Source organism: Pseudomonas baetica (assembly GCF_051216495.1).
GTDB lineage: Bacteria > Pseudomonadota > Gammaproteobacteria > Pseudomonadales > Pseudomonadaceae > Aquipseudomonas > Aquipseudomonas baetica_B.
In genome coordinates, this window is record NZ_JBPKAM010000036.1 from 25,462 (window position 1) to 44,619 (window position 19,158).

Annotated in this window: 16 protein-coding genes and 5 tRNA genes; 12 read left to right on the forward strand and 9 right to left on the reverse strand. The window is 58.1% G+C overall.

Annotated elements, in window-relative coordinates; translation table 11 throughout:
• The first annotated feature begins 83 nt into the window (after nucleotides 1–83).
• From ACSFE6_RS14775 to ACSFE6_RS14785, 3 genes are all read left to right on the forward strand, one after another.
• Nucleotides 84–872, forward strand: coding sequence for a 6-hydroxymethylpterin diphosphokinase MptE-like protein (locus ACSFE6_RS14775; protein WP_435428301.1), 789 nt, complete (start codon nucleotides 84–86; stop codon nucleotides 870–872).
• Nucleotides 873–1,092: 220 nt separating this feature from the next.
• A complete protein-coding gene (locus ACSFE6_RS14780) occupies nucleotides 1,093–2,664 on the forward strand; it encodes a sensor domain-containing diguanylate cyclase (protein ID WP_435428302.1) in 1,572 nt (523 codons plus the stop codon).
• A 142-nt stretch (nucleotides 2,665–2,806) separates the two neighbouring features.
• The gene (locus ACSFE6_RS14785; protein ID WP_435428303.1) at nucleotides 2,807–4,213 is read left to right on the forward strand and encodes a DUF1254 domain-containing protein; all 1,407 of its coding nucleotides are present in this window, start codon (nucleotides 2,807–2,809) and stop codon (nucleotides 4,211–4,213) included.
• Between the two features lie 31 nt (nucleotides 4,214–4,244).
• On the opposite strand, the gene ACSFE6_RS14790 is transcribed toward ACSFE6_RS14785, so the two are convergent.
• Together ACSFE6_RS14790 and ACSFE6_RS14795 are read right to left on the reverse strand one after the other, a co-directional pair.
• Nucleotides 4,245–4,571: a hypothetical protein gene (locus ACSFE6_RS14790; protein WP_435428304.1), complete on the reverse strand. Its 327-nt coding sequence runs from the start codon at nucleotides 4,569–4,571 to the stop codon at nucleotides 4,245–4,247.
• Between the two features lie 229 nt (nucleotides 4,572–4,800).
• Nucleotides 4,801–5,391: a GNAT family N-acetyltransferase gene (locus ACSFE6_RS14795; protein WP_435428305.1), complete on the reverse strand. Its 591-nt coding sequence runs from the start codon at nucleotides 5,389–5,391 to the stop codon at nucleotides 4,801–4,803.
• A 211-nt stretch (nucleotides 5,392–5,602) separates the two neighbouring features.
• Between ACSFE6_RS14795 and ACSFE6_RS14800 the strand changes: the two genes are divergently transcribed.
• Nucleotides 5,603–6,430, forward strand: a complete 828-nt coding sequence (locus ACSFE6_RS14800; protein ID WP_435428306.1) for an arylamine N-acetyltransferase family protein — start codon at nucleotides 5,603–5,605, stop codon at nucleotides 6,428–6,430.
• Between the two features lie 63 nt (nucleotides 6,431–6,493).
• Here ACSFE6_RS14800 and ACSFE6_RS14805 read toward each other — a convergent pair whose 3' ends face one another.
• A complete protein-coding gene (locus ACSFE6_RS14805) occupies nucleotides 6,494–6,820 on the reverse strand; it encodes a BrnA antitoxin family protein (RefSeq protein WP_435428307.1) in 327 nt (108 codons plus the stop codon).
• A gap of 3 nt (nucleotides 6,821–6,823) precedes the next feature.
• Nucleotides 6,824–7,105, reverse strand: a complete 282-nt coding sequence (locus ACSFE6_RS14810; RefSeq protein ID WP_435428308.1) for a BrnT family toxin — start codon at nucleotides 7,103–7,105, stop codon at nucleotides 6,824–6,826.
• Nucleotides 7,106–7,350: 245 nt separating this feature from the next.
• Here ACSFE6_RS14810 and ACSFE6_RS14815 point away from each other — a divergent pair, with 245 nt between their 5' ends.
• On the forward strand, nucleotides 7,351–8,868 hold the full coding sequence (locus ACSFE6_RS14815; RefSeq protein WP_435428309.1) for a nucleobase:cation symporter-2 family protein: 1,518 nt from the start codon (nucleotides 7,351–7,353) through the stop codon (nucleotides 8,866–8,868).
• Nucleotides 8,869–9,004: 136 nt separating this feature from the next.
• On the opposite strand, the gene ACSFE6_RS14820 is transcribed toward ACSFE6_RS14815, so the two are convergent.
• The 3 genes from ACSFE6_RS14820 to ACSFE6_RS14830 all read right to left on the reverse strand — a co-directional run bounded on the left by ACSFE6_RS14820 (nucleotide 9,005) and on the right by ACSFE6_RS14830 (nucleotide 10,845).
• A tRNA-Asn gene (locus ACSFE6_RS14820) sits at nucleotides 9,005–9,080 on the reverse strand.
• A gap of 122 nt (nucleotides 9,081–9,202) precedes the next feature.
• Nucleotides 9,203–9,412 carry a hypothetical protein gene (locus ACSFE6_RS14825; RefSeq protein ID WP_435428310.1) on the reverse strand — a complete coding sequence of 70 codons (210 nt, stop codon included), beginning with the start codon at nucleotides 9,410–9,412 and terminating at the stop codon, nucleotides 9,203–9,205.
• Nucleotides 9,413–9,648: 236 nt separating this feature from the next.
• Nucleotides 9,649–10,845, reverse strand: coding sequence for an amino acid aminotransferase (locus ACSFE6_RS14830; RefSeq protein ID WP_435428311.1), 1,197 nt, complete (start codon nucleotides 10,843–10,845; stop codon nucleotides 9,649–9,651).
• A gap of 352 nt (nucleotides 10,846–11,197) precedes the next feature.
• Here ACSFE6_RS14830 and uvrB point away from each other — a divergent pair, with 352 nt between their 5' ends.
• Entirely contained in the window at nucleotides 11,198–13,213 is a 2,016-nt protein-coding gene (uvrB, locus tag ACSFE6_RS14835; RefSeq protein WP_435428312.1) for an excinuclease ABC subunit UvrB, read from the forward strand.
• A 105-nt stretch (nucleotides 13,214–13,318) separates the two neighbouring features.
• Here uvrB and ACSFE6_RS14840 read toward each other — a convergent pair whose 3' ends face one another.
• Together ACSFE6_RS14840 and ACSFE6_RS14845 are read right to left on the reverse strand one after the other, a co-directional pair.
• Nucleotides 13,319–14,809: an MDR family MFS transporter gene (locus ACSFE6_RS14840; protein ID WP_435428325.1), complete on the reverse strand. Its 1,491-nt coding sequence runs from the start codon at nucleotides 14,807–14,809 to the stop codon at nucleotides 13,319–13,321.
• Nucleotides 14,810–14,858: 49 nt separating this feature from the next.
• Nucleotides 14,859–15,947 (reverse strand): HlyD family secretion protein, encoded by a 1,089-nt coding sequence (locus ACSFE6_RS14845; RefSeq protein WP_435428313.1) that lies wholly within the window; start codon nucleotides 15,945–15,947, stop codon nucleotides 14,859–14,861.
• Between the two features lie 231 nt (nucleotides 15,948–16,178).
• Between ACSFE6_RS14845 and gltX the strand changes: the two genes are divergently transcribed.
• From gltX to ACSFE6_RS14875, 6 genes are all read left to right on the forward strand, one after another.
• Nucleotides 16,179–17,660, forward strand: a complete 1,482-nt coding sequence (gltX, locus tag ACSFE6_RS14850) for a glutamate--tRNA ligase (protein ID WP_435428314.1) — start codon at nucleotides 16,179–16,181, stop codon at nucleotides 17,658–17,660.
• A 247-nt stretch (nucleotides 17,661–17,907) separates the two neighbouring features.
• A tRNA-Ala gene (locus ACSFE6_RS14855) sits at nucleotides 17,908–17,983 on the forward strand.
• A 79-nt stretch (nucleotides 17,984–18,062) separates the two neighbouring features.
• Nucleotides 18,063–18,138, forward strand: a tRNA-Glu gene (locus tag ACSFE6_RS14860).
• 53 nt (nucleotides 18,139–18,191) lie between these two features.
• Nucleotides 18,192–18,267 (forward strand) — tRNA-Ala (locus ACSFE6_RS14865).
• Nucleotides 18,268–18,346: 79 nt separating this feature from the next.
• Nucleotides 18,347–18,422, forward strand: a tRNA-Glu gene (locus ACSFE6_RS14870).
• 184 nt (nucleotides 18,423–18,606) lie between these two features.
• Nucleotides 18,607–19,146, forward strand: coding sequence for a TetR/AcrR family transcriptional regulator (locus ACSFE6_RS14875; RefSeq protein ID WP_435428315.1), 540 nt, complete (start codon nucleotides 18,607–18,609; stop codon nucleotides 19,144–19,146).
• The last annotated feature ends 12 nt before the right edge of the window (nucleotides 19,147–19,158 follow it).

Genomic DNA, 19,158 nt, shown 5'->3' on the forward strand with positions numbered 1-19,158 from the left:
CAAAAGGTTGGCCCTGCCGCTAAAAACGATCACAATAAAAATTGGTCACAAATGATCGGACGAAATGGATAGGAAAATTGAAGATGGATGTTGCGCAGAAAAACTTGTCACGTATCGCAGGTCCACTTCATGTGAATGACCTCGATGGGTGCCGCAACATTCAAAAAGGATCGGTGTTCATCATTGCTTCGGGGCCGTCCGCCAGGGATTTTCCGCTGGAGAAGTTTGCCAATGTTCCGATGATCACCATGAATGGTGCGATTTCCAAGTTCATCGGGACAGGTATCAAACCGTTTTTTTATGTGTGTACCGACCAGGGTTTTCCCCGGCAGCAACCTGAATTGTTTTCAGATGCCATGCGCCTTAGCGAGCGGGTCGGGCTGTGGGAAGAGCACATCTGGCATACATCGGTAAAGCCCAAAGGCGAGTTGTATCTGCTGCGTCGAGCGCCCAAGCTTTCCTGGGGTGATTTTTTCCGTACTGACAAAGACTTGGTCAGAAGCCGCAAGCTGGGCAGTGGCCGTAGCCGGACATTGGGTTTCAGCAAGAATCTCAAACGCGGTTTTTTCGACGCTCGCACGGTGGCCTATCTGGCCTTACAACTGGCCTATCACCTGGGGTTTACCAAGGTATTTCTGGTGGGTGTCGACTTGAATCAGTCAGCGAGCCGCTTCTATGAAACGCCAGGGGGAGTCGTTTCTCCTTGTCGGCTTGATGAGCATTTTCAAACAAGAATCCTGCCGTCGTTCGAGATCCTTTCGAAGTACGTCATGAACAAGGATTTTCAAGTCTACAACTTGTCCGATGTTTCCAGAATTCCTGTGGAGCTGGTGCCTCGTGTGGGGCTGGATGAGTTGGACGGGTTTATCTGACAGGCAACATGGGTAGATAGCAACGGGCGCTTTGGAGCGCCCGTTTTTTTATATGCCCCAGTGATCGTCTTACGATCAGCACAGTCCAGCGACGCGGTATGCAGGTCGGAGCCACTTGATAGGTGGTTCCCATTTATCCCCGATAACCTCGTAGACTGCGCGCACAAAAAATAAGGGCTTTGGGTCGGTGTCCATGGTTGCCCTTAAAGGACGAGCTTCTTTGCCCACACGTTTGCACGATATTCACCACTCTCCCGGCGTCGCATTGACGCGCATACCGCTGCGCAAGGCCGCGGTATTGTTCATTTTCACGGTGTGCTTGTGCCTGTGCGCCTTGCTTTACCTTCAGCTGGAGCAATCACGGCGTCATGACCTGAGTCAGGCCCGGGTCGCCTCGTCAAACCTGACGCGTGCCATGGCGCAGCAGGCCGAAGACACCTTCATGAAGGCGGATCTGGTATTGACCAGCCTGGTGGACTGGATTCAGGTCGATGGTTTTGGCCCGCCCTTGAGGCCCCGTTTGCAAAAGACCTTCGCCCGGCGCGTGCAGTCGCTGGAGCAGTTACACGGCATCTTGCTGTTCGACCAGAAAGGCCAGTGGGTCGTGACCTCGTTCGAGAATCTGCCCCGGGGGGGCGGTGTGGCCGATCGCGAATACTTCAAGTTTCATCAGCAGAATGTGTCGACCGTGGCGCACATCGGCCCGGCCATACGTAGCCGGGAAAATGGCGAGTGGATCATTCCGATTTCCAAGCGGGTAAACGACAAAAACGGCCAGTTCCAGGGCGTATTGCTGGCCGGGATCAAGATGTCGTACTTCGACCAGTTCTTCAAAAGCTTCAGTATCGATGACAACGGCTCGATGTTCGTGGCGTTGACCGACGGAACGCTGCTGGCACGCCGACCGTTTGTAGAGTCGCAGATCGGCACGTCATTGGCCCAAGGCGAAATCTTCCAGAAACTCTTGCCTCAGGCGCCTTCCGGCAACGCGATGTTTACATCGGTGGTGGATAACATCGTCCGCTTGTATGGCTACCGGCAGTTGGAGGCTTACCCGCTGGTCGTCTCCGCGGCATCATCCAGGGATTCGATTCTGGCGGGATGGTATGACACGGCGCTTCGTTCCAGTGTCATCGTCGCGCTGGTCATGTTCGTCGTGGGCTTGTTTGGTTGGGTATTCATCCGTCAGGTGCGCGCCGGCGAGCGGGTCGAGGCGGATTTGCGTCAGGCCCAGCAAGCGCTGGAGCTGATCGCCACCCATGACAGCCTGACCGGATTGGCCAACCGCCGTTTGTTCGAGCGGGCACTGGAGATCGAATTCGGACGCGGCGCACGCCAGCAAAGTCCTCTGAGCCTGATCATGCTCGATATCGATTACTTCAAGCGCTACAACGACACGTACGGCCATGTGGTGGGCGATCACTGTCTGGCCGAAGTGGCACGAGCGGTGAAAGGTTGCTGTCAGCGAAAGGCCGACCTGGCGGTGCGCTACGGCGGGGAAGAGTTTGCGGTGTTGCTGCCCGACACCGACCTGCATGGCGCCATGGCCATCGCCGAACACATCCGCCGTAGCGTCATGGACAAGAGCATCAGCCACACCGGCGCGCCCACGGGGTACATCACGGTCAGCCTTGGCTGTTATTCGTTCATTCCGACGGGGCGCGACAGCATGGATGTGTTCATCCAGCGTGCGGATGCGGCGTTGTATCAGGCCAAGCATTCGGGGCGAAATCGCTTGGCGGTGTTGTCGATGGAGGGCGGTGCCCCGGCGCTGATGCGGTCGGATCGTTGAAGCGCTTGCCCTGTTGTTTCACCTGAGAAACACCTTGTCGAGCCGGCCGTCCGCCTGTCAGAACTTGCTCAATTGATCGTCTAGAGTTCCGTTAGCCCTGTCGAATCCGGCAGGTCTTCCAACCGCACGGACGATCGCCAACATGTTGATAACCCGAGCATTGACAGCCGTTGCACTTAGCCTTGCAGCCTCCGCTATCTTTCCGCTGGTCAGTCACGCGCAATCGAAAGTCACACCAGAAGAAGCTCACGCCATCGGTGTCGAAGCCTACGTGTATTTCTATCCGCTGCTGACCATGGACATCACCCGCAAGCAGTTCACCAACATCGAGCCGGGCAAAGAGTTCGGCAAGGGGCCGATGAACATGTTTGTCAGCGTGCCGCAGTACCCGCCGGCGGATTTCAAAGGCGTGGTGCGTTCCAATTTCGACACCTTGTATTCCATCGCCTGGCTTGACTTGACCAAGGAACCGCTGGTGATCGCCGCGCCGGACACTGCCGGGCGCTTTTATTTGCTGCCGATGCTCGACATGTGGAGCGACGTGTTTGCCTCGCCGGGCTGGCGCACCACGGGCACTGAAGCCGCGCAGTTTCTGGTAACGCCACCGGGGTGGACCGGTACGGTGCCTGCCGGGCTGGATCATCTGCCGGCTCCTACGCCTTATGTCTGGGTCATCGGCCGGACCAAAACCGACGGCGCGGCGGACTACGCGGCGGTGCACAAGATCCAGGCCGGTTATACCGTGACGCCATTGTCGATGCTGGGCAAAAGTCCTGAGCCAGTGAGCGTCAAGATCGACCCTGCCGTGGACATGAAGACGCCGCCAAAAATTCAGGTCGACACGATGTCCGCGGCCAACTACTTCGCCTACGCCGCGCAATTGCTCAACGTGCATCCGGCCCACAGCACCGACCAACCGATGCTGGCGCAGATCAAACGGATCGGCATCGAGCCCGGCAAGGCGTTCGACATGGATGCGCTGGACCCGGAAATCAAAACCGCACTGCAATCCGTGCCTGAAGAGGCGCAGGCCCTGATGAAGTGGAAGGTGGAAACGCTGGCGCGGGTGGTCAACGGTTGGTCAATGAATACCGACACCATGGGCGTCTACGGCAACTACTACCTCAAGCGCGCAATCGTTGCCCAGGTGGGGCTGGGCGCCAACTTGCCCGAGGATGCGATCTATCCGTTGAACATCGGCGATGAAAATGGCAAGGCCCTCGATGGTGCAAACAAATATGTGCTGCATTTTCCCAAGGGGCAGACACCGCCGGTGAACGCGTTCTGGTCGGTCACGTTGTACGACCCCGAAGGCTTCCAGGTCGGCAATGAGCTCAACCGTTTTGCAGTCAGTAGCTGGATGCCGTTCAAGAACAACGCCGATGGTTCGCTGGACATTTATTTCCAGAACGAAAGCCCCGGCAAGGCACTGGAGAGCAATTGGCTGCCGGCACCCAAAGGGCCGTTCAACCTGACCATGCGCCTGTATGGGCCGAAGGCCGAGGCGTTGAACGGCAAGTGGAACCCGCCGCCGGTCAAGCAGATGTAACCGTCAGGCAATGGAGGCAGGCGACGAGGACTCACCATCGGCTGCCTGTCCCGCCGCCGGCACCACCGGTTCCACCGCCTGCCGGACCGGTGCCGCCACCTGCGCCCGATCCTGAGCCAAAGCCAGAGCCGTTGGCGCTACCCGATGTGCTACTTGATGATCGGGTTGCTCCGCCGTCCCCGGCGTTACCGCCAGAGGGGGAGGCGGGCATGTTATCAGGGGGCATGACTGGACGGCTGGTAGTGCCGGATTTGGTGGCTGCTGCCCCCGCATCATCGCCGGGTGCAGCGAAGGAGGCCTGCGAGGTCACAGACAGTAATCCTGCAAGCATGAGCGAAGTGATTTTGAGGTTCATCAAAGTGCCTCTCCTGAAAACCAGCGGTTACCTGATTTTGATGTGAAGGGCAGGGTGTTGGCCGGTTAGGTGACGATTGGCTGTGATTTCGGCAAAGTCGATCACCCATCCATGTTTTATCGAAAACCGTGTGGGAGCGAGCCTGCTCGCGAAAGCAATCTTTCACTCAACAGTGTTGTTGGCTGGCTCACCGCTTTCGCGAGCAGGCTCGCTCCCACAGTCGTTCGGCGGTTTAGCGACGATCGCGATCAGCCAGTTTCTGCTCCAGGTCCTGACGTACCTGTGGCCACTCCTCGTCAATGATGCTGAACCGCACCGAATTACGCTTGCGCCCGTCGGGCATGATGCGTTCGTGGCGTACGATGCCTTCCTGCTGCGCACCGAGCCGCAGGATCGCTTTGCGCGATGCCTGATTATTTTCGTCGGTGGTGAACTGCACCCGCACGCAATCCAGTACTTCGAAAGCATGGCGAAGCAGCAGGTACTTGGCTTCGGTATTGACGAAGGTTTTTTGCCAGCGAGCCGAGATCCAGCTGCTGCCAATTTCCAGCTTGCGGTTGATACGGTCGATTTTCCACAGACGTGTCGAACCGATGACCTCGCCGGTGTCCTTCAGCACAATGACGAAGGGCATCACCGTACCCGCATCACGGCCATCAAGGGCTTTTTTCAGGTAGGCATCGACGGTGGTGGAGGAGGGCACAATCGTGACGGTGAGATTCCACAGTTCACCGTCCGCGGCGGCGTGCACCAGTGCATCGGCATCGGTGTATTGCAGCGGGCGCAGACTGATTCGGCTGCCTTGCAGGGTGGCATCTGTCATCTAAGGGGTTCTCGGCAGGCAGATCGGATGTCGGCGTCTATTACGCCGCACCGGTATCCGCTCACGCAACCACTGAGAGGTCTCGAGATCACAATCTGAGTTCTCCTGCAGGTCGATTGGCTAAATCAATTGTCGACGGTAACGGTTCATCCCTTATACATAGCGGCCATTGGCGGAACGATCCGTCGCCTGCGTGCATAAGGACTGAACGATGAGCGAACCACGCCTGATGAACCCTACGCTGTACCTGCAGCGCCTGGGCTTCGATGCGCCTCCGGCGCCGACCCTGGAAACCTTGCGCCAGCTTCAATTGCGACATACCGGCACTTTCCCGTTTGAAAACCTCGCTACATTGTCGGGTGAGCCGGTGCTGATCGATTTGCCTTCAATAGAACGAAAAGTCCTGCACGAAGGGCGCGGCGGTTACTGCTATGAACTCAACAAGCTATACCTGCATTTGCTTCAGGAGCTGGGTTTTGACGCGCGCGGCATCAGTGGTCGCGTGGTCATGGGCCAGCCCGAAGGTGCATGGACGGCTCGTACGCATCGTTTGAGCCTGGTGACCCTGGATGGCGTGCGCTACATCACTGACGTCGGCTTCGGCGGCATGGTGCCCACCGCGCCACTGTTACTTGAGAGTACTGCTGAACAGCTCACTCCCCATGAGTCCTATCGCATCGAGCAACATGCTGACGGTTACACCCTTCGCGCCAGGGTCGGGGATGAGTGGCGAGCGATGTACATCTTCGATCTGCAACGGCAGGAAGACATCGACTACACCGTCGGCAACTGGTACGTCTCCACCCATCCCGAATCATCGTTCGCCAGGCAGCTGATGGTGGCGCGGACCGGGGAAGGGTGGCGACGTACCCTCAACAATGGCAGTTTCGTGATCCATCGCATGGGCCGGGACAGCGAGCGCCGGCAGGTGACAGATGTGCAGGACCTGGTCGCTCTGCTGGAGGGTGAGTTCAATATTCGTGTGCCGGTTAATGCAACATTGCTGCATACGCTCGCGCGCTTGATCGAGCCGCAATGACCATCTGATCGTGCACACAAAAAAGGGGCGGATTGCATCAATCTGCCCCTTTTTGCTTCATGTTCACGGTTGCGCTTCTGGCGCCATCACGCGATGAATCTCCCTGAGAGCCTCTGAGAGTTTTTTCTCCAGGCTTTTCAATTCGGAGGCCGTGATCCCCTTCTTGATATGCCCGACAGCGTTGGACTCTGCAGTCCTCCCTTGGTCAGCCAGCAATGCCCGGCGCAGGGTGTTGTTGATTGCAGTCTGGTAGCCATACCCCTCGCTTTCTGCCAGCACACGCGCTGCATCGATGACAACATCATCGAGCATGATGGTGATTCGGGTCTTGCCTTTGCCGGAGGCAACTGCCCCGCGTTTGGCATGGCTGAAGTCGTATTCATCTTTCATCGGTCAAGCCTCCAGGTACTGTCGGCGCTCGTTTTTGCTGGCGAGGCGCGCTGAAATAATTCGAACGAAATTTGGCTCACGATAGGTGTACGCAACGACCAGCAATCGACCCTTCGCATCCAAACCGATGGTGATCCAGCGCTGTTCATCATGGTGATCGTCCTGAAGCGTCAGGGCGCGTTCGTCATGAAACACCGACTCTGTCTCGGCTAGGCTGATGCCTTTGTGCTTGAGCTTGTTGGCTGCGTTCTTTGCCTTATGGAACTGAATTTCGAATGGCTTCATTATGCATACTTTATATGTATGTGAAAGAGGGGGACCACGACCGATGGTCGACAGGAACTGAAAAGACTAGCGGGCGGAGGAGAATGGCCCGGCAGGATGTATTTCAAGGTTTGATGCGCGGTGGCACACAGTCTGCATGACCAACCGTTCATAATTTGAACGGCTAGTTGTATACAATTCTATAGACAGTTGTCCTGAGTCTTGCATACAGTGTGCGCATAACAAAAACCAGGGAACCCCCTAACATGAAAACGCCCCATGTTTCACACCAACGGCCCGAAGATGAAAACCTCGGGATCGGCGCGAATATGGCTTACGGCCTGCAACATGTTCTGACCATGTACGGTGGCATCGTCGCGGTGCCTTTGATCATTGGTCAGGCTGCCGGTTTGTCGCCGGCGGACATTGGTTTGTTGATTGCTGCTTCATTGTTTGCGGGGGGGCTGGCAACGTTGCTGCAAACCCTGGGCTTACCGTTTTTCGGTTGTCAGTTGCCGCTGGTACAGGGCGTTTCGTTCTCCGGTGTCGCGACCATGGTGGCGATTGTCAGCACGGGGGGGGAGGGCGGCTTCCAGGCGATTCTGGGGGCGGTGATTGCGGCGTCTCTGATCGGCCTGCTAATCACGCCGGTGTTCTCACGCATCACCAAATTCTTTCCACCGCTGGTCACGGGGATCGTGATCACCACCATCGGCCTGACGTTGATGCCGGTGGCCGCGCGCTGGGCCATGGGTGGCAACAGTCATTCCCCGGAATTCGGCAGCATGGCCAATATCGGCCTGGCCGCGGTGACGCTGGTGCTGGTGCTGTTTTTGAGCAAGATCGGCAGTGCGACCATCTCCCGTCTGTCCATCCTGTTGGCCATGGTCATCGGTACGGTCATCGCGGTGTTCCTTGGCATGGCGGACTTCTCGTCTGTCACCCAGGGTCCGATGTTCGGCTTCCCCGCCCCGTTCCATTTCGGTCTGCCAACCTTCCACTTCGCCGCGATCCTGTCGATGTGCATCGTGGTCATGGTGACCCTGGTGGAAACCTCGGCGGACATCCTGGCGGTCGGTGAAATCATCGATACCAAGGTCGACTCCAAGCGCTTGGGTAATGGCCTGCGTGCCGACATGCTGTCGAGCATGATCGCGCCTATCTTCGGCTCCTTCACCCAGAGTGCTTTCGCCCAGAACGTCGGGCTGGTAGCGGTGACCGGCATCAAGAGTCGCTACGTGGTAGCCACCGGTGGCTTGTTCCTGGTGATTCTCGGCTTGCTGCCATTCATGGGCCGGGTCATCGCCGCGGTGCCGACCTCCGTACTCGGCGGCGCCGGGATCGTGCTGTTCGGTACCGTAGCCGCCAGTGGCATTCGTACGCTGTCCAAGGTGGACTACCGCAACAACGTCAACCTGATCATCGTTGCCACCTCCATCGGCTTCGGCATGATCCCGATTGCCGCACCGAACTTCTACGATCACTTCCCAAGCTGGTTCGCCACGATCTTCCACTCGGGCATCAGCTCCTCGGCCATCATGGCCATCGTGCTGAACCTGGCCTTCAACCACCTGACTGCCGGTAACTCCGATCAGCAATCGGTATTTGCAGCGGGGACCGAGCGGGTCATCCGTTATCAGGATCTGGCGGCGTTGCGCGAAGGGGATTACTTCAGTGACGGCAAGCTGCATGACTGCGATGGCAAGGAGATTCCGGTGATGGAGTCGGCGCATGGGGCGGTGGAGCCGCGACCGGTGCTGGCGAAAAGCAGTGAGCATGTCTGACATGCGCAGTTGAAAAGGGCCGACCTGTCGAAAGACAGGTCGGCCCTTTTTTATGGATCGAAAGATCCTGGTATTTATGCATGGCCACAAAAAAGCCCCTGAACCTTTCGATTCAGGGGCTTTCGGTCTTGCTGTCTGGCTCCACGACCTGGACTCGAACCAGGGACCCAGTGATTAACAGTCACTTGCTCTACCAACTGAGCTATCGCGGAATGGCGCCTATGTTACTGATTCAAAAAGAGAAGTCAAGCATCCGATAGTCATTTGGCGGAATCAGGGGGACAGACGGTTAAACATCGTCGAACGATGGTGCTCGCAACGGCATCGAATCGGCCTAACCGCCGAAAGTAATCGTGGCCAGCATCAGTTTGGCGTACAGCGCCGTGGCGCCCAGTTGCACCAGCCACAAGGCCAGGCCGCCGAGAAATACGCCGGCCGCGATTTGCATCACCAGGTTATTGCCGCGTTTGGCCTGGTGGCGAGGGGTGAAGACGTCCAGATCATCCAGGTCGTCGCGGTCGGCGCGCAGGTTGTCGTTTTTCATGTCGGTTCTCTTCGGAAATCTCGGGTGTACACAAAACCTGTAGGAGCGAGCCTGCTCGCGATGGCAATGTCCAATTCAACACATCTTTGACTGAACTGTCGCCTTCGCGAGCAGGCTCGCTCCCACATTTGATCTGTGTGCAGTTTAGAGGCCTCGGTCAGGCCGTCGGGAAATATCTGCCACAAATAAAAAACGGGAAGCCATCTGGCTTCCCGTTCTTCGGATCAGGCCGCGGTTCAGATGACCTGAACGATGGCATCCGTCACAGTCTTGATGTTGCTCTGGTTCAATGCAGCCACGCAGATACGACCGGTGTCCAGGGCATAGATGCCGAACTCGTTGCGCAGGCGGTGAACCTGTTCAACGCTCAAGCCGGAGTAGGAGAACATGCCACGCTGACGCCCAACAAAGCTGAAATCACGCTGTGGTGCGTTCTTCGCCAACAGGTCAACCATCTGGGTGCGCATGCCACGAATACGCAGGCGCATTTCAGCCAGTTCAGCTTCCCACTGGGCGCGCAGTTCCGGGCTGTTGAGCACGGCAGCTACGATGGTTGCACCGTGGGTTGGCGGGTTGGAGTAGTTGGTGCGGATCACGCGTTTGACTTGCGACAGCACGCGCGCGCTTTCTTCTTTCGACTCGCTGACGATCGACAGGGCGCCAACACGCTCGCCGTACAGCGAGAAGGATTTGGAGAACGAGCTGGAAACGAAGAAGGTCAGGCCCGACTCGGCGAACAGGCGCACGGCGGCGGCGTCTTCGTCGATGCCATCGCCAAAGCCCTGGTAGGCCATGTCGAGGAACGGTACGTGACCTTTGGCTTTCACGACTTCCAGCACGTTTTTCCAGTCCGCCGGGCTCAGGTCGACACCGGTCGGGTTGTGGCAGCAGGCGTGCAGCACAATGATCGAGCCGGACGGCAGGGCGTTCAGGTCTTCCAGCAGACCTGCACGGTTTACGTCGTGGGTCGCGGCGTCGTAATAACGGTAGTTCTGTACCGGGAAACCGGCAGTCTCGAACAGCGCGCGGTGGTTTTCCCAGCTCGGGTCGCTGATCGCCACGACAGCGTTCGGCAGCAGTTGTTTGAGGAAGTCGGCACCGATCTTCAGTGCGCCAGTACCACCAACGGCTTGGGTGGTGATGACACGACCCGCGGCGATCAGCGGCGAATCTTTGCCGAACAGCAACTTTTGCACGGCCTGGTCGTAGGCAGCAATACCGTCGATTGGCAGGTAGCCACGGGAAGCGTGTTGAGCGGCGCGAATCGTCTCGGCTTCGACAACGGCGCGCAGGAGTGGAATTCGCCCCTCCTCGTTGCAGTAAACACCCACCCCCAGGTTGACTTTGTCGGTACGGGTATCGGTGTTGAATGCTTCGTTGAGGCCCAGGATTGGATCGCGTGGTGCCATTTCGACAGCGGAGAACAGGCTCATTTTTGCGGCAGCTCTAATGGAGAATGGAGGGACGTGTGGCGCTCCAGCCGAATGCACTAGAGCGGTGCACAAACGGGGAGCTAGTATAGAGGCCATCTGCGATCGATGGCGACAGACGATTCGGCATTTACGTTAAGTTTTTCCGATTATTTTCCGACCGTTAGTCGATTGGTCACGGTAAAGACAAAAACAGATGTAAGACGTTTGCCTTGAAAGCGCGGGCAATCGACGCCACATTGAGCACAATCCAGTTTTTTCCTCGGGCGACCAGTGTCGTTTGCGGCCTTTCCCGTTCCTGCCGGTTTGACTGTGCAGGCGCGATCTCAATGCTCCGAGAACAGAGAGATTTTTCATGTCTGAATTCCAGCTAGTCACCCGCTTCGCGCCCGCTGGCGATCAGCCGGAAGCCATCCGTCTGATGGTCGAGGGCATCGAAGCAGGCCTGGCGCACCAGACGCTGCTCGGTGTGACCGGCTCGGGCAAAACCTTCAGTATCGCCAACGTGATCGCCCAGGTTCAGCGCCCGACGTTAGTGTTGGCCCCGAACAAGACCCTGGCCGCGCAGTTGTATGGCGAGTTCAAGGCGTTCTTTCCGAACAACGCCGTGGAGTATTTCGTTTCCTACTACGACTACTACCAGCCCGAAGCCTATGTACCGTCCTCCGATACCTTCATCGAGAAGGACGCCTCGATCAACGATCACATCGAACAGATGCGTCTGTCCGCGACCAAGGCTTTGCTGGAGCGCAAGGACGCGATCATCGTCACCACGGTGTCGTGTATCTACGGTCTGGGCAGTCCGGAAACCTATTTGAAGATGGTGTTGCACGTGGATCGCGGCGACAAACTCGATCAACGCGAGTTGCTGCGGCGTCTGGCCGATCTGCAATACACCCGTAACGACATGGATTTCGCCCGCGCGACGTTCCGGGTGCGGGGGGATGTGATTGATATCCATCCGGCGGAATCGGATTTTGAAGCGATTCGCATAGAGCTGTTCGATGACGAAGTGGAAAGTCTTTCAGCCTTCGATCCGCTGACCGGCGAAGTCATTCGCAAACTGCCGCGTTTCACGTTCTACCCGAAGAGTCACTACGTAACGCCTCGGGAAACCCTGATGGAGGCCGTGGAAGGGATCAAGGTCGAGCTGCAGGAACGTCTGGAATACCTGCGTTCCAACAACAAACTGGTGGAAGCCCAGCGCTTGGAACAGCGCACCCGTTTCGACCTGGAGATGATCCTTGAACTGGGCTATTGCAACGGGATCGAAAACTACTCGCGCTATCTGTCCGGACGCGAAGCCGGTGCACCGCCGCCGACCCTTTACGATTACCTGCCGCCGGACGCCTTGCTGGTGATCGACGAGTCCCACGTCAGCGTGCCGCAGGTCGGTGCCATGTACAAAGGCGACCGTTCGCGTAAAGAGACACTGGTGGAATACGGTTTCCGTTTGCCGTCGGCGCTGGATAACCGGCCAATGCGTTTTGACGAATGGGAAAGCATCAGTCCGCAGACGATTTTCGTCTCGGCCACACCGGGTAACTATGAGGCCGAGCACGCCGGGCGCGTGGTCGAGCAGGTGGTGCGTCCGACCGGCCTGGTGGACCCGCAGGTGGAAATCCGCCCGGCGCTGACCCAGGTCGATGACTTGCTGTCGGAAATTACCAAGCGTGTAGCGCTCGAAGAGCGGGTTCTGGTCACCACGCTGACAAAACGCATGGCCGAAGACTTGACCGATTACCTGGGCGACCACGGCGTGCGCGTGCGTTACCTGCACTCGGACATCGACACCGTGGAGCGGGTGGAAATCATCCGCGATTTGCGTCTGGGTACCTTCGATGTGCTGGTGGGGATTAACCTGCTGCGTGAAGGTCTGGACATGCCGGAAGTGTCGCTGGTGGCCATCCTCGATGCGGACAAGGAAGGCTTCCTGCGTTCCGAGCGCTCGCTGATCCAGACCATCGGCCGGGCGGCGCGCAACCTTAATGGTCGGGCCATCCTGTATGCCGATCGCATCACTGGCTCCATGGAGCGCGCGATCGGTGAAACCGAACGTCGCCGCGACAAGCAGATCGCCTTCAACCTGGCCAATGGCATTACGCCCAAGGGCGTATTCAAGGACGTTGCCGACATCATGGAAGGCGCCACCGTGCCGGGCTCGCGCAGCAAGAAGCGCAAGGGCATGGCCAAGGCTGCCGAAGAAAGTGCCAAATACGAAGCCGAATTGCGCTCGCCGGGCGAAGTCGCCAAGCGTATCAAGGCGTTGGAAGAGAAGATGTACCAGCTCGCCCGGGATCTGGAGTTTGAAGCGGCGGCGCAGATGCGAGACGAGATTGCCAAGTTGCGGGAGCGTCTGATCACGGTTTGAGATTTTCGGCGCCTGTGATGGCGTCTTCGCGAGCAGGCTCGCTCCCACAAGGTTCGGTGTGATCCCTGTGGGAGCGAGCCTGCTCGCGAATGGGGTGCCACGGTCTCAGTGAGCTTCCCCAGCCTTCAACCCCGCCGGCAATGTCTTGGTCAGCAACACTGCCAACATGCTGATCCCCAGCGCAATCCCGACAAAATGAAACGCATCGTTGTAGGCCATGATCGATGCCTGCTGATGAGCGATTTCACTGAGCTTGCCCAGCGCCGCGGTTTCGCTGCCCAGTGTGTTGGTCAGCGACGCCAGGCGTTCGGCCACTTGAGGGTTGCTTGGCACAATGGACTCGCGCAAGTAGTCAAAGTAGGTCTTGGTTCGCGCATCCAGCAACGTGGCGAGGAGGGCGATGCCAATGGCGCCGCCGAGGTTGCGCAGGATGTTGAACAGGCTCGACGCTGACCCCGCATCCTGGGGCAGGATGTACGCCGTGGCGATCAGCGAGATGGTGACCATGATCAGCGGCTGCCCCAGCGCGCGGATGATCTGGATCTGATTGAACTGCGGCCCGGCGAAATCCGGGTTCAGCACCCCGGACGAAAAACTCGCCAGACCGAACAGGCCGAATCCCACGGTGCACAGCCATTTCGGCGACACATACTTCATCAGCTTGGGCACCAGTGGAATCAGAAACAGCTGCGGCACGCCCATCCACATGATTACTTCACCGATCTGCAGGGCGTTGTAGTTCTGGATTTGCGCCAGGTACAGCGGCAGCAGATAGATCGAACCATATAAGCCGACCCCCATCCCGACACTGGAAATGCTCGAAAGTCCGAAATTTCGATTACCGAGAATGCCGAGGTTGATCAGCGGGTTGGGCTTGGAAAACTGCACGATCACAAAAGTGATCAGGCTGATCAGTGCAATGCTGCCGAGCGCCACGATCAGGTCCGATTCGAGCCAGTCCTTGCGATGGCCTTCCTCAAGAAATACCTGCAAACAACCCAGGCCGACGCCGAGGGTAACAATCCCGGTGTAGTCGGTGCTTTTCAGCAGTTCCCAGTGCGCTTCCTTCTTCTCCAAGCCATACATCAGGCCGGCGATCATGATCAGGCCGGGCGGTATGTTGATGTAGAAAATGTATTCCCAGCCCCAGTTCTCGGTCAGCCAGCCGCCCAGGGTCGGGCCGATGGAGGGGGCGAAGGTGGCGGTCATGGCGAACATCGCCATGCCTTTGGCGCGGTGATGTTCGGGCAGTTTGATCAGGGTCAGGGTGAACGCCAGCGGGATCAGCGCGCCGCCGGTAAAGCCCTGAAGCGCACGAAAAACGATCATGCTTTCCAGGCTCCAGGCCATGGAGCACAGCAGCGAGGCGACGAGGAAACCAAGGGACACCCACACCGCCAGGCGTCGCGCCGACAGCAACTGCACCAGCCACGCGGTCAGCGGGATCATGATGATTTCCGCCACCAGGTACGAGGTGGAGATCCACGAGCCTTCTTCCAGGGTCGCCGATAGTGCGCCCTGAATGTCCTTGAGCGAAGAGTTGGTGATCTGGATGTCGAGCACCGCCATGAAGGCGCCGAGCATCACGCTCATCACCGCGATCCAGTCCCGCCGGGTCGGTTCGCCGACCGGGCGGATCAGTTGATCACCGGCCATCGTCTGGGGTGTCTTTGCTGCTCACTGTGTTGGTGACATCGTCAGGGGTGTCCTTGATGTTCACCTTGGCGGTCACCGACATGCCCGGGCGGATCTTGCCACGCAGCGGATTGTTGGCGGCGAAGGTCAGTTTGACTGGAATCCGTTGTACAACCTTGGTGAAGTTGCCCGTGGCATTGTCCGGTGGCAACAGGCTGAATTGCGCGCCCGAGGCGGCGAACAGGCTATCGACCCGGGCTTCGATCGGCGTGTCGCCGTAAGCGTCGAAGATCAGCTCGGCTTTCTGTCCGGGCTGCATATGGCCGATCTGGGTTTCCTTGAAGTTGGCCTGAATCCAGATGTCCTCATCCGGCACGATCGACAGCAGGTAGGCGCCAGCCTGCACATATTGGCCTTCACGGGCCGAGCGCTGGCCGATCAGGCCACTGATAGGCGCGTGAATTTCACTGCGCGTGAGGTTCAGTTCGGCCTGGGTCAGGTCGGTTTTGGCGTTGGCAATTTGCGCATCGAGACGTTTGATCTCGGCGCTCAGCGCGTTAACTTGCTGGCGTTGGGCCTGGGCGTCCGCCTGGGCTTTGCTCAGTTGCGAGCGGGCGATATGGGATTCGGCAGAGAGGGTCGTAACCCGTTCTTCCGACACGTAGCCGGGTTTGCGCAGGGTCTCTGCCCGGTTCAAGTCAATCTGCGTACGGCCCAGGCTGGCCTGGCTGGAGGCGACCTGCGCATCACTGGCGGCAATCAGGCTGGCCTGTTGGGTCAGTTTGCTCTGGGCTTGCAGGCGCTCGGCCTGGCGGGTGGCGAGGGTCGCGTTGGCGCGATCGACGGCGAGGCGGAAATCATCGCCTTCCAGCCTGATCAGCAGTTGGCCTTTTTCGACGTGCTGGTTGTCCTGCACCAGCACCTGGTCGATGCGCGCGCCCAGTTGGCTCGAGACGCGAGTGATCTCGCCCTGAACATAGGCGTTGTCAGTGCTTTCATAAAAACGCCCCTTGAAGAACCAGTGGGCGAAGAGGCCCCCGGCAATCAGCAGGACGATCAGCAGGAAAATGGACAGGCGACGCTTGAGTTGGGCAGGCATGGGGCAAACTGTAGTCGAGAATATGTAAGGAAAGTTATCAGCAGGCGAATCTGGCATACAGCCGATAAGCGGTAAATGCCATCGGCTGATATTCGGCCATTCAGCACGTCATACGGGCGTTCCAGACGCAAACTTGGCTTAAATGCCCTGTTCGCTGGAGCGGGGTGGGTGTCGCCTGTTACCATTCGCCCTTTGTTTAATCTTTGCTTTTCACTCTTTTCGAGACATGCCATGACCACCGTCCGCACTCGCATCGCGCCATCGCCTACCGGGGACCCCCACGTAGGTACCGCCTACATCGCCTTGTTCAACTACTGCTTTGCCAAGCAGCACGGTGGTGAGTTCATCCTGCGGATCGAAGACACCGACCAGTTGCGCTCGACCCGCGAGTCCGAGCAGCAGATTTTCGACGCCCTGCGCTGGTTGGGCATCGACTGGAGCGAAGGCCCGGACGTCGGCGGTCCACACGGTCCGTATCGTCAAAGCGAGCGTGGCGACATTTATCAAAAGTATTGCCAGCAACTGGTGGACATGGGTCATGCCTTCCCGTGCTTCTGCACCGCCGAAGAGCTGGACCAGATGCGCGCCGATCAAATGGCCCGTGGCGAAACCCCGCGTTACGACGGCCGTGCGCTGTTGCTGTCCAAGGAAGAAGTCGCGCGCCGTCTCGCCGCTGGCGAACCGCACGTGATCCGCATGAAGGTGCCGAGCGAAGGCGTTTGCGTGGTTCCGGACATGTTGCGTGGCGACGTTGAAATCCCGTGGGATCGCATGGACATGCAAGTCCTGATGAAGACCGACGGCCTGCCGACCTACTTCCTGGCCAACGTGGTCGATGACCACCTGATGGGCATCACCCACGTATTGCGTGGTGAAGAGTGGCTGCCATCGGCGCCAAAACTGATCCTCTTGTATGAATACTTCGGCTGGGAACAACCGGAGCTGTGCTACATGCCGCTGCTGCGTAACCCGGACAAGAGCAAGCTGTCCAAGCGCAAGAACCCGACCTCGGTGACCTTCTACGAGCGCATGGGCTTCATGCCGGAAGCCATGCTCAACTATTTGGGGCGCATGGGCTGGTCGATGCCGGACGAGCGCGAGAAATTCTCGCTGCAGGAAATGGTCGAGAACTTCGACCTCAAGCGTGTTTCTCTGGGCGGGCCGATCTTCGACATCGAGAAACTGTCCTGGCTCAATGGCCAGTGGCTGCGTGACTTGCCAGTAGAAGAGTTCGCCGCGCGGGTGCAGAAGTGGGCATTCAATTCCGAATACATGATGAAAATCGCGCCGCACGTCCAGGGCCGGGTTGAAACCTTCAGCCAGGTCGCGCCGTTGGCCGGTTTCTTCTTCGCCGGTGGCGTGAATCCGGACGCCAAGCTGTTCGAATCGAAGAAGCTCTCCGGTGATCAGGTCCGTCAATTGATGCAGTTGATCCTGTGGAAGCTCGAAAGCCTGCGTCAGTGGGAGAAGGACAGCATCACGGCAACGATCCAGGCGGTTGTCGAATCCCTGGAGCTGAAACTGCGTGATGCCATGCCGCTGATGTTTGCGGCGATCACCGGGCAGGCCAGCTCGGTATCGGTGCTCGATGCGATGGAAATCCTCGGTCCGGACCTGACCCGTTTCCGCTTGCGCCAGGCGATTGACCTGCTGGGCGGCGTGTCGAAGAAAGAAAACAAAGAGTGGGAAAAGCTGTTGGGCGCGATCGCCTGATTGCGCATGCCCGATCTGTAGGAGCCGGCTTGCTGGCGAAGCGACCTTGCTGCTTGCATTGATCTTGCGGCCGCCTTCGCTGGCAAGCCAGCTCCTACAGTTGAAGAAAACCCCGGATTTTCGGGGGGAGGGCGGTAAGTGATTGTTATGCCGACAAAAAATTTTAAATTTTTTGAAAAATAAGTTTGACAGGCTTTCGTTACACCCTTAAGATTCGCCCCGTCCTCAGCGATGACATCAACGATGAGGGGCTATAGCTCAGCTGGGAGAGCGCTTGCATGGCATGCAAGAGGTCGACGGTTCGATCCCGTCTAGCTCCACCAATTTACACTTCAAGGCCTGGCCACACCGGCCTTGAAGCGATCAACACTCAGCGTTGATCAGTTGTATAGAAGGGTTTGCGTCCCCTTCGTCTAGTGGCCTAGGACACCGCCCTTTCACGGCGGTAACAGGGGTTCGAGTCCCCTAGGGGACGCCAGTTTCACAGAAGCGATGTTGCAAGATGTCGCTCCGCCGCGAGGCGAAAAATCCGGGGCTATAGCTCAGCTGGGAGAGCGCCTGCATGGCATGCAGGAGGTCAGCGGTTCGATCCCGCTTAGCTCCACCAATTTACAGTTCAAGGTCTGGCCACACCGGCCTTGAATCGATCAGCTCTCAGCACTGATCAGTTGTATAGAAGGGTTTGCGTCCCCTTCGTCTAGTGGCCTAGGACACCGCCCTTTCACGGCGGTAACAGGGGTTCGAGTCCCCTAGGGGACGCCACGATTACCCGCTCTGCGGGATTTTATAAGGGTCATTCAATTATTGAATGGCCCTTTTGTTTGTCTGGCGTTTGGCCAAATCCCACCCTTTCTCCCAAACTGTTCTTCAGACCAGCGGTCACATCCACGACTTGCAGAAAATTATTATGAGAATAATATTCTAGTCGTAATATTCGGAGGCAACGATGAACGATAAAAAAGCTCAAACCCGCGAACGCATCCTCAAGGCCGCCAGCGCAGCGCTGATTCAGCGCGGCCCGGCCGAACCGAGCGTGGGCGAAGTGATGGGCGCGGCCGGCCTGACGGTCGGTGGCTTCTATGCGCACTTCGAAAGCAAGGACGCGATGATGCTGGAGGCCTTCAAGCAATTGCTGGGTCGCCGTCGTGACTTGATTGCCGACATGGATGCCGAGCTGACCGGTGAAGAGCGTCGCGCTTTGGTCGCTGCGTTCTATCTGTCACGCAAACACCGTGATTCCAGCGAGTCTGCGTGCCCAATCCCGGCCTCGATCGGTGAGCTCGGACGTCTGCCCGAGGACTTCCGAATCGCGCTGAACGAGCACCTGGAGCTGATGGTCGCGCAGTTGGCGGCCAGTCCTGAAGAAACCGACAAAGCGTTGGCCGACATGGCCTTGATGGTGGGTGGCCTGGCGCTGGCACGTGCGCTGGGCCCAGGTGATTTATCCGACCGATTGCTTCGCGCTGCCAAGTCGGCGGTGCGTTGACCTGAAGGCAAA

Excerpts from the sequence above, each read along its gene's own strand:
- ACSFE6_RS14830 (WP_435428311.1), bottom strand. The coding sequence starts at position 10,845 with ATGAGCCTGTTCTCCGCTGTCGAAATGGCACCACGCGATCCAATCCTG.
- gltX (WP_435428314.1), top strand. The coding sequence starts at position 16,179 with ATGACCACCGTCCGCACTCGCATCGCGCCATCGCCTACCGGGGACCCC.
- uvrB (WP_435428312.1), top strand. The coding sequence starts at position 11,198 with ATGTCTGAATTCCAGCTAGTCACCCGCTTCGCGCCCGCTGGCGATCAG.
- ACSFE6_RS14795 (WP_435428305.1), bottom strand. The coding sequence starts at position 5,391 with ATGACAGATGCCACCCTGCAAGGCAGCCGAATCAGTCTGCGCCCGCTG.
- ACSFE6_RS14875 (WP_435428315.1), top strand. The coding sequence starts at position 18,607 with ATGAACGATAAAAAAGCTCAAACCCGCGAACGCATCCTCAAGGCCGCC.
- ACSFE6_RS14845 (WP_435428313.1), bottom strand. The coding sequence starts at position 15,947 with ATGCCTGCCCAACTCAAGCGTCGCCTGTCCATTTTCCTGCTGATCGTC.
- ACSFE6_RS14805 (WP_435428307.1), bottom strand. The coding sequence starts at position 6,820 with ATGAAAGATGAATACGACTTCAGCCATGCCAAACGCGGGGCAGTTGCC.
- ACSFE6_RS14815 (WP_435428309.1), top strand. The coding sequence starts at position 7,351 with ATGAAAACGCCCCATGTTTCACACCAACGGCCCGAAGATGAAAACCTC.
- ACSFE6_RS14785 (WP_435428303.1), top strand. The coding sequence starts at position 2,807 with ATGTTGATAACCCGAGCATTGACAGCCGTTGCACTTAGCCTTGCAGCC.
- ACSFE6_RS14825 (WP_435428310.1), bottom strand. The coding sequence starts at position 9,412 with ATGAAAAACGACAACCTGCGCGCCGACCGCGACGACCTGGATGATCTG.
- ACSFE6_RS14810 (WP_435428308.1), bottom strand. The coding sequence starts at position 7,105 with ATGAAGCCATTCGAAATTCAGTTCCATAAGGCAAAGAACGCAGCCAAC.
- ACSFE6_RS14775 (WP_435428301.1), top strand. The coding sequence starts at position 84 with ATGGATGTTGCGCAGAAAAACTTGTCACGTATCGCAGGTCCACTTCAT.
- ACSFE6_RS14800 (WP_435428306.1), top strand. The coding sequence starts at position 5,603 with ATGAGCGAACCACGCCTGATGAACCCTACGCTGTACCTGCAGCGCCTG.